The organism is Arthrobacter sp. Dra40, from assembly GCF_059091905.1.
Map to the genome: position 1 here is coordinate 44480 of NZ_JBNHHB010000020.1, position 14283 is coordinate 58762.

11 protein-coding genes and 1 pseudogene are annotated in these 14283 nt (G+C 67.1%); 6 read left to right on the plus strand and 6 right to left on the minus strand.

Annotated elements, in window-relative coordinates; translation table 11 throughout:
- Positions 1–15 precede the first annotated feature (15 nt).
- Complete coding sequence (locus AC5RWT_RS11700) at positions 16–2568, plus strand: DEAD/DEAH box helicase (protein ID WP_494080368.1); 2553 nt, start codon at positions 16–18, stop codon at positions 2566–2568.
- Positions 2569–2749: 181 nt separating this feature from the next.
- Positions 2750–3928: a zinc-dependent alcohol dehydrogenase gene (locus AC5RWT_RS11705; RefSeq protein ID WP_494043886.1), complete on the plus strand. Its 1179-nt coding sequence runs from the start codon at positions 2750–2752 to the stop codon at positions 3926–3928.
- A 19-nt stretch (positions 3929–3947) separates the two neighbouring features.
- Here the strand turns inward: AC5RWT_RS11705 and AC5RWT_RS11710 are convergent, their stop codons facing one another.
- Both AC5RWT_RS11710 and AC5RWT_RS11715 read right to left on the minus strand, forming a co-directional pair.
- A complete protein-coding gene (locus tag AC5RWT_RS11710; RefSeq protein ID WP_494080384.1) occupies positions 3948–4271 on the minus strand; it encodes a hypothetical protein in 324 nt (107 codons plus the stop codon).
- A gap of 115 nt (positions 4272–4386) precedes the next feature.
- Positions 4387–5055, minus strand: a pseudogene (locus tag AC5RWT_RS11715) (ATP-binding protein); the annotation flags it as partial.
- On the opposite strand from AC5RWT_RS11715, the gene AC5RWT_RS11720 reads away from it, so the two are divergent.
- Genes AC5RWT_RS11720 through AC5RWT_RS11730 form a run of 3 tightly spaced genes read left to right on the plus strand, consistent with a single transcriptional unit; the run spans position 5029 to position 7283 of the window.
- Complete coding sequence (locus tag AC5RWT_RS11720; RefSeq protein WP_494080385.1) at positions 5029–5481, plus strand: hypothetical protein; 453 nt, start codon at positions 5029–5031, stop codon at positions 5479–5481. The pseudogene AC5RWT_RS11715 and the gene AC5RWT_RS11720 sit on opposite strands and share 27 nt — an antisense overlap.
- A gap of 9 nt (positions 5482–5490) precedes the next feature.
- A complete protein-coding gene (locus tag AC5RWT_RS11725) occupies positions 5491–5982 on the plus strand; it encodes a GNAT family N-acetyltransferase (RefSeq protein ID WP_494080369.1) in 492 nt (163 codons plus the stop codon).
- Positions 5983–6026: 44 nt separating this feature from the next.
- Positions 6027–7283, plus strand: a complete 1257-nt coding sequence (locus AC5RWT_RS11730) for an alpha/beta fold hydrolase (RefSeq protein WP_494080381.1) — start codon at positions 6027–6029, stop codon at positions 7281–7283.
- Here AC5RWT_RS11730 and AC5RWT_RS11735 read toward each other — a convergent pair.
- The 3 genes from AC5RWT_RS11735 to uvrB all read right to left on the minus strand — a co-directional run bounded on the left by AC5RWT_RS11735 (position 7280) and on the right by uvrB (position 12024).
- Positions 7280–8596 (minus strand): MFS transporter, encoded by a 1317-nt coding sequence (locus AC5RWT_RS11735; RefSeq protein WP_494043889.1) that lies wholly within the window; start codon positions 8594–8596, stop codon positions 7280–7282. The two genes, AC5RWT_RS11730 and AC5RWT_RS11735, sit on opposite strands and share 4 nt — an antisense overlap.
- A gap of 39 nt (positions 8597–8635) precedes the next feature.
- Positions 8636–9652, minus strand: a complete 1017-nt coding sequence (locus AC5RWT_RS11740; protein ID WP_494080382.1) for a TerC family protein — start codon at positions 9650–9652, stop codon at positions 8636–8638.
- Between the two features lie 275 nt (positions 9653–9927).
- A complete protein-coding gene (gene uvrB / locus AC5RWT_RS11745; protein WP_494043891.1) occupies positions 9928–12024 on the minus strand; it encodes an excinuclease ABC subunit UvrB in 2097 nt (698 codons plus the stop codon).
- A 165-nt stretch (positions 12025–12189) separates the two neighbouring features.
- On the opposite strand from uvrB, the gene AC5RWT_RS11750 reads away from it, so the two are divergent.
- Entirely contained in the window at positions 12190–13026 is an 837-nt protein-coding gene (locus tag AC5RWT_RS11750) for a VOC family protein (RefSeq protein ID WP_494080370.1), read from the plus strand.
- Positions 13027–13061: 35 nt separating this feature from the next.
- Here AC5RWT_RS11750 and coaE read toward each other — a convergent pair whose 3' ends face one another.
- Positions 13062–14273, minus strand: coding sequence for a dephospho-CoA kinase (gene coaE, locus AC5RWT_RS11755; RefSeq protein WP_494080371.1), 1212 nt, complete (start codon positions 14271–14273; stop codon positions 13062–13064).
- Positions 14274–14283: the final 10 nt, after the last annotated feature.

The following is a 14283-nucleotide window of genomic DNA, read 5'->3' on the forward strand; positions in this document are numbered from 1 at the left end:
TAAGCTGGAGGGAACATGAATCTTCTTCAACTCCTGCCGGACACCGGCACTGCCTCAGATCCCGACGACGTCTACACCTGGTTCACCGAGTGGGTCGAATCCCGCGGCATGTCGCTCTACCCCGCCCAGGACGAAGCCGTCATGGAGCTGGTCACCGGCAACAACGTCATCCTGGCCACCCCCACCGGGTCCGGAAAGTCGATGGTGGCGATCGCCGCCCACTTCCACGCCATGTCCACCGGGTCCGTCAGCTACTACACGGCCCCGATCAAGGCGCTGGTGTCGGAAAAGTTCTTCGCCTTGTGCGACATTTTCGGACCGGAGAACGTCGGCATGGTCACCGGCGACTCGGCAGTGAACCAGGATGCTCCGATCATCTGCTGCACCGCCGAAATCCTGGCCAACATCGCGCTGCGCGAAGGCTCCGCGGCGGACCTCGGCACGGTGATCATGGACGAGTTCCACTACTACTCCGATCCGCAGCGCGGCTGGGCGTGGCAGGTGCCGCTGCTCGAACTGCCCCAGGCGCAGTTCCTGCTGATGTCCGCCACGCTGGGCGACGTCACCCGGTTCGAGAAGGAACTCACCGAGCTCACCGACAGGACCACGGTCACCGTGAGTTCCGCGGAGCGGCCGATTCCGCTGCACTACTACTACGTGCAGACCAGCGTGCAGGAATCGCTGGAAGAACTCCTGTCCACCAAGCAGGTTCCGGTCTACGTGGTGCACTTCAGCCAACTTGAGGCGATCGAGCGCGCGCAGAACCTGATGAGCATCAACGTCTGTTCCCGCGAGGAGAAGGACCGGATTGCCGAGCTGATTTCCGGCTTCCGCTTCGCGGCCGGCTTCGGTAAGACGCTGAACCGACTGGTCCGGCACGGCATCGGCGTCCACCACGCGGGCATGCTGCCCAAGTACCGCCGGCTGGTGGAACAACTGGCCCAGGCCGGACTGCTGAAGGTCATCTGCGGGACGGACACCTTGGGCGTGGGCATCAATGTGCCCATCCGCACCGTGCTGCTCACTGCCTTGAGCAAGTACGACGGCGTGCGCACCCGCCTGCTCAATGCCCGCGAATTCCACCAGATCGCCGGACGCGCAGGGCGGGCCGGGTACGACACAGCAGGCACCGTCGTCGTGCAGGCGCCGGAACACGTGGTGGAGAACACCAAGGCGATGGCCAAGGCCGTGGCGAAGTTTGGCGACGACCAGAAAAAGCTGCGCCAGGTGGTGAAGAAGAAGCCGCCGACCGGCTTTGTGAGTTGGGGCGAGCCGACCTTCCACAAGCTGGTGGAGAGCGACCCTGAGCCGCTGACCTCCAGCTTCACGATCAGCCATGCGATGCTGCTGAACGTTCTGGAGCGCCCCGGGGACCCGTTCGCCGCCGCCAAGCGGCTGCTGACCCACAACCACGAAACGCGCGCCTCGCAGCTGAAGCTGATCCGGAAGGCACTGGGCATCTACCGGGAACTGGTGGTTTCCGGTCTGGTGGAACGGCTGGACGCCCCGGATGAGAACGGGCACCTTGTCCGGCTGAAGGTAGACCTGCAGCCGAACTTCGCCTTGAACCAGCCGCTTTCTCCGTTCGCCGTGGCCAGCCTGGACCTGCTGGACCCCGAGGGTGGCAGCTACGCCCTGGACGTGGTGTCGGTCATCGAGGCCACGCTGGAGAAACCGCGGCAAATCCTCTCGGCCCAGGAAAAGAAGGCCCGCGGCGAAGCGGTGGCCGCCATGAAGGCGGACGGAATCGAGTACGACCAGCGGATGGCGTTGCTGGACGAAGTCACCTATCCGCGGCCGCTGGCCGAGTTGCTTGAGGCCGCCTTCGAGACCTACCGGCACGGAGCCCCGTGGCTGGGCGATTTCGAACTCGCGCCGAAATCGGTCATCCGGGACATGTACGAACGGGCGATGAACTTTGCTGAATTTGTCCAGTTCTACGGACTGGCCCGGAGCGAAGGCATTGTTCTCCGCTACTTGACCGACGGGTACAAGGCCCTGCGCCAGACGGTGCCGGCCGACGCGCTGCGCGAGGACCTGGCGGACATTATTGCGTGGCTTGGCGAACTGGTGCGCCAGGTGGACTCCAGCCTGCTGGACGAATGGGAAGAACTGGCCGCCGGCAAGGGTGCAGCCGATCTGGCCGCCGAACACGCGGCCGAATCGGTGCTCACCAAGGAGCCGCCGAAGCTGACCGACAATATCAGGGCCTTCCGCGTGATGGTGCGGAACGAACTGTTCCGGCGGGTAGAGCTTTTTGCCGACGAGCAGGAAGAAGAGCTTGGCGCCCTGGATGCCGAGGCGGGCTGGGACGCGGACCGTTGGGCCGACGCGATGGACGCCTACTTCGAGGGATACGACGACATCGGCATCGGGCCCGACGCACGCGGGCCGGCGCTGCTGATCATCGAGGAGCAGCAGGCAGTCTGGAAACTGCGGCAGATCTTCGACGACCCGGCCGGCAACCGGGACTGGGGCATCAGCGCAGAAGTGGACCTGGCCGCCAGCAACGAAACCGGTTCCGCGGCGGTCCGGATTCTCGACGTCGGCCCCGTCGGCGGCGCCTGAGCCGTGCTGGGGCGCGGGCCGGGAGCGGGCCGGGAGCGGGTCCGCTTCCTGACCGCTTCCGGGCGTCCCGTGGATTCACCGCCCGCCGCGGGGGCCCGGCGCCGCTCCGCCCCTTGCGGGCCCTCACGGCCCTCCTTAGGGTGATAAGCACACTTGCCGGAAACGACGGGAGCACCCCCTGATGAAAGCACTGACCTGGCAAGGCAAGCGGAAGCTCAGCGTGGAGGAGGTACCGGACCCGGTCCTGCAGGAACCCACCGACGCCATCATCAGGGTCACTTCCACCGCCATCTGCGGCTCCGACCTGCACCTCTACGAGCTGTTTGGCCCGTTCCTCGCCCCGGGCGACGTTTTGGGCCACGAACCGATGGGCATTGTCGAGGAGACCGGAAGCGCGGTGCCGGGCCTTAAGCCCGGCGACCGGGTGGTGGTCCCCTTCAATATCGCCTGCGGGCGCTGCCATATGTGCAGCCGCGGCCTGCAGTCGCAGTGCGAAACCACGCAGGTCAGGGACAAGGGTTCGGGCGCGGCGCTGTTTGGCTATACGGAGCTTTATGGTTCTGTTCCGGGCGGCCAGGCAGAGTTCCTGCGTGTCCCGCATGCGGACTACGGTCCCATCAAGATCGAGGACAGTCAGGCGCCGGATGAACAGTACCTGTTCCTCTCGGACATCCTGCCCACCGCGTGGCAGGCAGTGGACTATGCCAACATCCCGGACGGAGGCACGCTGGCCGTCTTCGGCTTGGGCCCGGTCGGCCAGTTTGCCGCCCGCATCGGCCGGCAGCTGGGCCACCGCGTGATCGGTATCGACCTCATCCCCGAGCGGCTGGAAATGGCCCGCCGGCACGGCATCGAGACACTGACCTGGGGCTCGACGGTCGCCGCCGAACTGCGTGACGCAACCCAGGGCCGCGGTCCCGAATCGGTGGTTGACGCGGTCGGAATGGAAGCGCACGGGGCGCCGGCAGCGGCCACGGCGCAGTTCGCCGTCGGCCTGCTGCCCGACGCCGTCGCCAAGAAGTTGATGTCGACGGCAGGCTTGGACCGGCTGTCCGTACTGCACACGGCGATCGACGCCGTTGCCCGCGGTGGCACCATCTCGCTCTCCGGGGTCTACGCGGGCCAGGCCGACCCCATGCCGATGCTCACGCTCTTCGACAAACAGATCACGCTGCGGATGGGACAGTGCAACGTCCGCCGGTGGATCGACGACCTGGTGCCGCTGGCCGCCGATTCGGCCGATCCGCTGGGAATCGGCGACCTGGTCACGCACACCGCCGCGCTCAGCGACGCCCCGGCGATGTACGAGAAGTTCCAGAAGAAGGACGACGGCTGTATCAAGGTGGTGCTCAAGCCGTAACGGCCCCGGCAGCTGGCGCCTAGGATTCGTCCGGGTCCAGTTGCAGCTCGCTGGCGTAGGCGAAGTAGCCGCTGGAACCGGCCGCTGTTGTCGGCCCTGGGGCATGCATCCGCGGCGGGGGCCCGCCCGGTCCCCGGGCATCGCCATCGCTGCCCAGCAGGCTGCGGGTGAGGGCTTCGCCGTCGGCCATCAGTTCGTCGACAGCTGCCAACAAGTCCGCTTCCCCGGGTTCGCTGCCTCTCGCGGCCGCGGCCACCACCGTCCGGCGCACCAGCTCGCGGGCGAACGACGCGGTGGTGCCGGCGGTTCGTTCTGCGGCCTGCGCCACGGCTTCGGCTCCCAAGGCAAGGCCTCGCGCGTAGAGCCGGATCAGGGCCGCGTTGCTCGGCGTTCGGCCGCGGAATCTCCACCGCCAGGTCCACCCGACCGGGCCGCTGAGCGAGCGCGTGCTCCAGCGCTTCCACCCGGTTGGTGGTCAGCACGAAGGCAACGTCGGCGTCGTCGTCGAGCCCGTCCATCGCGTCCAGGACTTCGAACAGCAGTGGCTGCGGCCCGTGGCCAAAGCTGCGGTCTTCGGCAATCAGGTCGCAGTCTTCCAGCACCACGATGGACGGCTGCAGCGCGCGGGCCATCCTTGCCGCCTCGGCGATGAAGGCGAGGGAGCCGCCGGAGAGCAGGATCGCCGTCGTGCCCTCGCTGCGGGTGAGCAGGTGGCGGACGGTATGTGTCTTACCGGTGCCCGGCGGGCCGTACAGCAAGACGCCCCGCTTGAGGTGCTGGCCCAGCCTGCGCAGGTTTCCGCGCGCCTCGGTCATCTCCACTACATGCCGGGCTATCCGTGCCAAGACACCGGGGGCTAGGATCACGTCGCCTGCTTCCACCTGCGGGCGCTCGTGGAAGGTCACGCCGGCACCGGTGGCGCCGAAATCCAGCATGGTGAACGAAACCACCTGTCCCTTCAGCACGCTCTGGGTGCGCATTCGCTCCCGGAACGCGGTCAGGAACTCGGCCACCGCGTCCGGCTCGGGAGACAGGACTTCGAGCATTGCTGAGGCTTGTCCGAAGCGAGGATTTGCCGCCCGAATCAGCACCGCCAGCGGGTGGCCGTTGCGGCGGAACAGGCGCATGCCGAGGGCCAGCGCCTGCCGTTGCTGCGCGGGTCCGACGGCCAGGTTGGTGTAGTCCGGCTGTCCTACCGGGAAGCCTCCGTACTGCGAAGCGTGCTGCAGGATGTCGCTCAGCGACATGTGGTGGCGTTGATCGCCGCCACCGATTCCGATCAGCCCGCTCTCCGGGTCGTCGCCAGCGAAGGCCGCCAGGATGATGTCGGCGTCCGCCAATCGATGGGCCGGGATCTCCTCCACGACGGTCGGCAGGTCACGGACGTCGGTTTCCAGGTACGTGCCCAGTCGGTCCAGGAGGTTGTCCCCGCGGGCCGTCGATTGCTGTGCCTGTTGGGCAAGTGCCACCAGCGCAGCGAAGTCGTCAACGAATTTCCCCAACGTCCCGTCCATGGACCGACCCTACCAACGCGGCCTGCTTCCGGACGATAGGCTCTGAACATGTCGATGATCCGCCCTGCCGAAGAAGCCGATGTCCCCGTCATACTCGAACTGATCCGCGACCTCGCGGTCTATGAAAAGGAACCGGACGCGGTCAAGACCACACCGGACCAGCTGCGTGACGCGCTGTTCTCGGCCCAGCCGTCGGTGTTCGCGCACGTTGCCGAAGACGACGGCGGCGTGCAGGGTTTCGCGCTTTGGTTCCGTAATTTTTCCACCTGGGAGGGCGTCCACGGCATCTACCTGGAGGACCTCTACGTGCGGCCGGAGGCCCGCGGCCGCGGCTACGGCAAGGCCCTGCTCCAGACCTTGGCCAGCCACGCGGTGGCCTCAGGCTACGCCCGGGTGGAGTGGTCGGTGCTGAACTGGAACAGCCCGTCCATCGATTTCTACCGCAGCCTGGGTGCCCGCCCGCAGGAGGAATGGTCAACGTTCCGGCTGACCGGCGATGCCCTGTCCGCCTTCGGGGCGGTGGAACGGGTGTCCCTGTGACAGGGCAGCCGCACCGGGTGGCCGGCGCGTACCGTTTCCGCGGGATGCGGACAACGGAGCATTTGTTCACGGTTCCGCTGGACCATGCCGATCCCGGGGGCGAAACGCTGGAGGTCTTCGCCCGCGAATATTCATCCTTGGAGCACGACGACGACTCCGCCTCCCGGCTGCCCTGGCTGCTGTTCCTGCAGGGCGGGCCCGGCGGCCGCGGCAACCGGGCGACTTCGCTGGGCGGCTGGATGAAAGAAGCGGCCAAGTCCTTCCGGATCCTGATGCTGGACCAGCGGGGCACCGGCCTGTCCGCTCCGGTAAACCGGCAGACCTTGCCGCTGCGCGGTGGCGCCCCGGAGCAGGCGGAGTTCCTCGCGCATTTCCGGGCGGACTCCATTGTGCGGGACGCCGAACTGATCCGGCGGCAGCTCGGGAGCGGGCCGTGGAGCATCTTCGGCCAAAGCTACGGCGGTTTCTGCTCCCTGACCTACGTGTCGCTCGCCCCGGAGGGGCTGCAGGAAGTCTTGATCACCGGCGGCCTGGCTCCCCTGGCGGGAGGTGCAGACCGGGTCTACCGGGCCACTTTTCCCCGGGTGGAGGCACGCAACCGGGAGTACTTCGACCGCTACCCGCAGGACCGTGAGCGGGTCACCGCCGTGGCACGGCATCTGGACGAAGTGCCCGAGTACCTGCCCTCCGGCGAGCGGCTGACCACCGGCCGCTTCCAGATGGCCGGGCAGTTCCTCGGCGGCAATACCCGGGTTGATGCGCTGCACTACCTGCTGGAAGACGCCTTCGTCCAGACTCCATCCGGCCAACGGCTCTCCGATTCCTTCGTGGAACAGGTGGCCACGCTGGTCAGCCGGGCCGCCAACCCGCTGTATGCGCTGATGCACGAGTCGATCTATGCCCAGGGCGAAGCCACCAACTGGGCGGCGTGGCGCGTCCTCCAGGACTTTCCGCAGTTTGCCCCGAAGGCGGCCGAGCCGCTGCTGACCGGCGAGATGATCTACCCCTGGTACTTCGATCAGGATCCGGCCCTGGTCCCGCTCCGCGAGGTCGCCGAGCTGCTGGCCGCCAAGTCCGACTGGCCCGCCCTCTATGACCGCGGCCGGCTGGCCGGGAACACCGTCCCGGTGGCAGCGGCCGTGTACCGCGACGACATCTACGTGGAGCGCGGACTGTCGCTGGAGACGGCCGCCCAGGTCAACGGGCTCCAGGTCTGGGAAACCGACCAGTTCCATCATGACGGGATTGCCGACGACGGCGAAGCCATCTTCGCCCGGCTGCTCGGCATGGTTCGGAACTAGCCGGCGGCTCCCGCGCGGACACCCCGCGGCCGGGCAGTGGCGGCGGCAGCCAGCAGGACCACGGCGACGACCGCAGCGGCCGCGTTCAGGCCCGCGAACCCCAGAGCGGCCAGCACCGGTCCGGAGAACGCGGCGCCCAATGCCCCGGCCGCTCCCATCAGGGTGTCGGACAAGCCTTGGGCGGGAACGCGTCCCGACTCCGGGACCGACTCGGCCAACAGGGTGGATCCGGCGATCACCGAGGCAGACCAGCCCAGGCCCAGCAACGTCAGTCCGGCCCCCACCAGCCAGGTGTCCTGCTGCCCCACGCCGGCTAGTGCGGCGGCGGCGAGCAGCATCAGCTGTCCGACGATGATGGTTCGGGTTCGACCGAGGCGGTCGGTCAGCCAGCCCATCAGCGGCGAGAGCGCATACATTCCGGCCATGTGCAGTGAAATGGTGAAGCCGATGATCGCGAACGTGTCGGTCTGGCTGTGTTGATGTCCGCCCGCATGGTCCAGCGCTTGCAGGTGAACCGGCGTCATGGACATGACCGCCACCATCACCAGGTGCGCGCCCACCACGGCGGCCAGCCCGAGCATTGCCATCGGATGCTGGCGTACCGCGGCCATGCCGGTGCGCAGCGTTCCGCGGCGATTGACCGGCAGAGTTTCGTCGGTGCCTGTGCCGCGGGAGCGTGCATAGCGCAGCGGGTCGGGCCGCAGCCCTACCAGCAGCAGGATGGCGCCGATGGCCATGCCGGCCATCGAGAACAGGAAGGGGCCGGACGATTCCGGCAGCCCGAGCGCAGCGCCCAGCTCGGCGCCCGGCCGAATCAGGTTCGGCCCCGCGACGGCCCCCACGGTGATGGACCAGACGACGAAGGCCAGGTCCCGTCCCCGGTGCTGGGGCACGGCAAGGTCCACCGCGGCAAAGCGTGCCTGAAGGTTGGCTGCGTTTCCGACCCCCAGCAGGGCCGAGCCGGCCAGCAGCACCGTAAAGGACCCGGTGACCGGTGCCAATGCCATCAGCGCCGACCCCAGCAGGGCCAGCAGCAGGCCCGTGACCAGCGCGTGTCGGCGTCCTGAACGGGCGGCGGCACCGGCCAACGGCAGGGCGGCCAGCGCGGCGGCCAGCGAAATCGCCATGGTGGACGTTCCCGCCAGCGCCTCGCTTCCGGAGAGCTCCACCGCGAGCAGTGAGCCGATGGCCAGCCCCGCGCCATGGCCCAGGCCGCTGAACAGCTGCGCCAGGGACAGGGAAACGACAACGCGGCGCTGGACGGCCCTCGTGCGAGGGTCTGCGTTCAGCGCCGCGTTGCTTTGTTCGTTCACACGCCGAGCCTAGTCGACGGTCAACCGGTAAGGCGGGTGTTACTCGGTTTCGGACTTGGCCCGTTCTGCGTCCTTCGCCAGCCGCGCGTCGATGGCGGCCTGGCGCCCGGCCGGGCTGAGCAGGCTGGCGACCGTGGCGACCACCAGGGTGCCGATGATCACGGCCAACGACAAGCCGGTGCTGATCTCCGGGATCCACTCGATGTGCTGGCCGCCATTGATGAACGGGAGCTCGTTCTCGTGCAGGGCGTGGAAGATCAGCTTCACGCCGATGAAGGCCAGGATCACGGACAGGCCGTGCTTCAGGTAGACCAGTCGGTCCATCAGCCCGCCGAGCAGGAAGTAGAGCTGGCGCAGGCCCATCAGCGCGAAGATGTTTGCGGTGAACACGATGAAGGCGCTCTGGGTCAAACCAAAGATCGCCGGGATGGAGTCCACCGCGAACAATAGGTCGGTCATGCCGATGGTGATGAAGACCATGACCATCGGGGTGAACACGCGCTTGCCGTCCACCGTGGTCCGCAGCTTGTTGCCGTCGTAGTGCTCGCTGACCGGCAGCTTCTTGGTCATCCGGGCCACCAGCCCGGACTCGGACCCTTCTTCCTCGTCTTCACCGGAGTCGGTGGCCTGCTTCCAAGCGGTCCAGAGCAGGAAGGCGCCAAAGATGTAGAAGACCCAGCTGAAGTGGGCAATCACGGTGGCACCCAGCAGGATGAAGATACCGCGAAGGATCAGCGCAATGATGATGCCGAACATCAGCACCTCCTGCTGGTACTTCCGCGGCACGGAGAACCTGGCCATGATGATGATGAAGACGAACAGGTTGTCCACGCTGAGGCTGTACTCGGTGATCCAGCCCGCGACGAACTCTTGGCCGTAGTCCGGACCGGCTTGCCAGAACAGCATGCCGGCGAAGATCAGGGCCAGGGTGACGTAGAAGCCCACCCACAGTCCGGCTTCCTTCATGGACGGTTCGTGCGGCCGCTTGACCACGTAGAGAAGGTCAAACAGCAGGATGATGCCCAGGACCACAAACGAGATGATCTCAAAGGGCATGGATAATTGGTCCGACACGGAACCTTGCCTTTCACAGAAGATGCCGCGCGCGTGCGGTGCGCGGGTGCGAGTGTTCGCCGCAAGTCTCTCCGCCTGCCCTGATCGGCCAGGCCACTGCGCCCGGCGGGGCATCGATGCCCCGCGTGTTGACGTTCACAGTGTTCGGGATACTCCCCTACGCTCGGTCAAGTGTAGCGCAAGGCAGGATGACGACGGCGGTGCGCACCGCCGTCGTCCTCCTCACCACTCGGTCTGCCCAGGCAGGCGATGCAGCCTCAGGCGTGGCCGGCGGCGCGCATCTGCCGCAGGTCCTTCTTCAGGTCGGCGACCTCGTCACGCAGCCGGGCGGCCAGCTCGAACTGCAGTTCCGCCGCGGCGGCGTGCATCTGCTCGGTCATCTGCGCGATCAGCTCGCCCAGGTCCTCGGCCGGCGCCGCGGCCAGCCCGTCACGGCGGATCTTGTCCTTCGACACGGCGGCGGAAATCCCTCGCTTGCCCTTGCCGTAGTCGAAGTCCTTCAGCAACTGCTGTGTGTCGGCGTCCTCGCGGGCCAGCTGGTCGGTGATGTCCGCGATCCGCTTGCGCAGCGGCTGCGGGTCCACGCCGTGCTTCTTGTTGTGGGCCACCTGGATGTCACGGCGTCGGTTGGTTTCCTCGATCGCGTTGGCCATCGAATCCGTGATCTTGTCCGCGTACATGTGCACCTGGCCGGAGACGTTGCGGGCGGCACGGCCGATGGTCTGGATCAGCGAGGTGCTGCTGCGCAGGAAGCCTTCCTTGTCCGCATCCAGGATAGCCACCAGCGAGACCTCGGGCAGGTCCAGTCCCTCGCGCAGCAGGTTGATGCCCACCAGGACGTCGAAGGTGCCCATCCGCAGTTCACGCAGCAGTTCCACGCGGCGCAGCGTGTCCACGTCGGAGTGCAGGTACTGGACCTTCACGCCGTGCTCGTTGAGGTAGTCGGTCAGGTCCTCGGCCATCCGCTTGGTCAGCGTGGTGACCAGGACCCGTTCGTTCCGCTCCACCCGCGCGTTGATCTCGCCCAGCAGGTCGTCGATCTGGCCCTTGGTCGGCTTGACGATCACCTCGGGATCCACCAGGCCCGTGGGCCGGATGATCTGCTGGACATAGCCGTCGGACTTGGACAGCTCGTACTTGCCCGGCGTTGCCGAAAGATAGACCGTCTGCCCGATCCGTTCCAGGAACTCGTCCCACTTCAGCGGCCGGTTGTCCATCGCGGACGGCAGGCGAAAACCGTAGTCCACCAGGTTGCGTTTGCGGGACATGTCGCCTTCGTACATCGCGCCGATCTGCGGCACGGTGACGTGCGATTCGTCGATCACCAGCAGGAAATCGTCCGGGAAGTAATCCAGCAGGCAGTGCGGCGCCGTGCCCGGACCGCGGCCGTCGATATGCCGCGAGTAGTTCTCGATGCCGTTGCAGAACCCCATCTGCTGCATCATTTCCAGGTCATAGGTGGTGCGCATCCGCAGCCGCTGTGCCTCCACCAGCTTGTTCTGCGACTCGAGGACCTGCAGCCTGTCGCGCAGTTCGTCCTCGATGTCCCTGATCGCCCGGCTCATCCGGTCCTCGCCGGCCACATAGTGCGACGCCGGGAAGACGTACATTTCCGTCTCTTCGCGGATGATCTCCCCGGTGACCGGGTGGAGTGTCTGGATGTTCTCGATCTCGTCGCCGAAGAATTCGATCCGGACGGCCAGCTCCTCGTACATCGGAATGATCTCCACGGTATCGCCGCGGACCCGGAACGTGCCCCGGTGGAAGTCGATGTCGTTGCGGGCGTATTGCATGGCGACGAACCGGCGGAGCATGTCGTCCCGGTTCATTTCGGCGCCCTTACGGAGCGTGACCATGCCCGCGATGTATTCTTCCGGCGTGCCCAGGCCGTAGATGCAGGACACGGTGGCCACCACGATGACGTCGCGCCGGGTCAGCAGCGCGTTGGTGGCAGAGTGGCGCAAACGCTCGACTTCCTCATTGATGGAGGAGTCTTTCTCGATGAACGTATCCGTCTGTGCCACGTAGGCTTCCGGCTGGTAGTAGTCGTAGTAGGACACGAAGTACTCCACGGCATTGTTCGGCAGCAGTTCGCGGAACTCGTTGGCGAGCTGGGCGGCCAACGTTTTGTTCTGAACCATCACCAGCGTGGGCCGCTGGACCTGTTCCACCAGCCAGGCGGTGGTCGCGGACTTACCGGTGCCGGTGGCGCCGAGCAGCACCACGTCCTTCTCCCCGGCCTGGATCCGTTCGGTCAGTTCCTTGATGGCCGCCGGCTGGTCGCCGGCAGGCTGGAATTCACTGACCACCTCGAAAGGCGCTACAACGCGATTGATGTCCTGCGCAAGACTCATGCGATTAACCGTAGACCCGATTCCGGTCAGTGTGGGTCCTGAATCGCTCTGGGCCAAAATCGGTCCCTCCGCCCCGCCGCGACCTCCGTGTACCGTTGCCCCGCACGGCCGGGTGGGGTAGATCTGTCCATGCACCCGACCTCGACCGCAGACGGAAGGCACACCATGGACCCGGTCCGGACCTATCCCGAGGGCGTGACGTCGTGGATCGACGTCGAACATCAGGACATTGAGAAGGCCAAGGACTTCTACGGCGGGCTGTTCGGCTGGACGTTCGCCGACGCGACTCCGCCGGGTGTCTCCCCGCGCTATGTGATCGCCCAACTCGACGGCCGGGACGTCGCCGGTCTCGGCGAAGGCGCCGCCGGCGCTGCTGAGCCCACCTGGAACACGTACGTGGCAGTCGAGGATTCCGAGGCGGCCGTGGAAAGGATCCGGTCCGCGGGCGGACGGGTGCTTTCCGGCCCGGCCGACGCCGGGGAAGGCGGCCGCGCCACGGTGTGTGCCGATCCGGCCGGTGTTTTGTTCCGGCTCTGGCAGGCGCGGCGCCGGCCGGGTTCCCAGGCCGTCAACGTGCCGGGGGCGTGGAACTTCAGCGACCTGCACACCGCCGATCCTGCCGCGGCCACAGACTTCTACGGCAGGGTTTTCGGCTGGCAGTTCGACAACGTCGGCTTCGGCAACATGATCCGTGTCCCCGGCTATGGTGACCACCTGCAGGCGACCAGTGATCCGGACATCCGCGAGCGCCAGTCGGGGATTAACGTTCCGCCGGGCTTCGCCGACGCCATCGGCTGGCTCACGGACTTGGGCCCCGGGGAGGCGCCGCACTGGCACGTGGCGTTCGCCGTCGCCGATCGAGATGCGACGGCGCTGGACGCCGAACGCCTGGGCGGGAGGGTGCTTGATCGAACCGACACGGACTGGACGCGCGACGCGGCAATCAGCGACCCGTTCGGCGCCGTCTTCACCGCCAGCCAGTTCACCCCTCCGTCCGGCTGAGAAGCCGCGCCGGCGCTAGGCGCCGAGGGCTGGCGTTAGGCGCCGAGGGCGGGCGGTTTCCACCCGCTGTCCGCCGCCCATCGGTTCATCTGCGGGTCTGCCGCCTGGCTGAACCATTCTTCCTTGGCCCGTGCGTAGCGGCCGGTGGACGCGTCGGAGGCATGCAGGCCGGCCAGCCGCCGCTTCTCGGCCAAATACGCTTCGGCCGCGCCGGGATCGGCCCGCAGCCAGTCACGGAACAGCAAGGCAAAGCGCCACCCCGCCGAGCCAGCCGCCCGGATGTGCACGTTGACGGCCCGGCCCGGATCGGCGTTGCCGTGCAGCCTCTTGGCCCAGTCGCCCGGCTCAGGATGCCGCGGTGTCGCGGTGTCGCGCCAGCTGCCCGGCCAACGGGGGAAACCTGCCGCCGCCAGTGCGTCGGCGGCGGAATCAGCGTCCTCCATACTGGCCACTGTGACCTGCAGGTCCAGCACGTCCTTGGCCGGCAGGCCCGGAACCGCCGTCGACCCGATGTGATCGACCGCCAGAATCCGCGGGTCGGCGCGCCTGATGCGTTCCGCGAGCAGGGCTGCCTGCGCGGGCCACTGCGGCTGCGGATCCAGCAGGACCGGTGGCCCGATGCGCGGAGCCAGCCTGCCGCCCAGCAGGTTCTGGTTGAAGGGCACCAGCCGCTCCTCCCAGAGCACGTCGAGCGCAGCCAGCAATTGCTCACGGGTGCCGGTGTTTTCCAGCACGACGTCGGCGGCTGCCCTGCGTTCTGCCGACGTTGCCTGGGCGGCCATCCGGGAACGGGCATCCGCCTCGGTCATGCCCCGGTCTTCAACCATGCGCCGCAGCCGCTCATCTTCGGGCGCGTCGATGACCAAGACCAAATGGAAAGAGGGACTCTGCCCGGTTTCCACCAACAGCGGGATGTCCTGGACAAGGATTCCGCCCTCGCCTGCGGCTGTTGCCAGCTCGGCCGCCCGCGCGCGGATCAGCGGGTGCACAATCGCGTTCAGGCGTTCGCGTTGTGCCGAATCGTTGAACACCAAGGCGCCCAACGCCGGGCGGTTGAGCCGGCCCTCGGCGTCCAGGATCCCGGGGCCGAAGGTTTCGACAACGGCGAGCAGGCCGTCGGTGTCCGGCTCCACCACTTCGCGGGCGATAGCGTCGGCATCGATCAGGGTGGCGCCGAGCTCCGCCAATCGCCGGGCAGCGAGCGATTTTCCGCCAGCAATTCCACCTGTCAGTCCGATTCTCAGCACGACCTCAGTC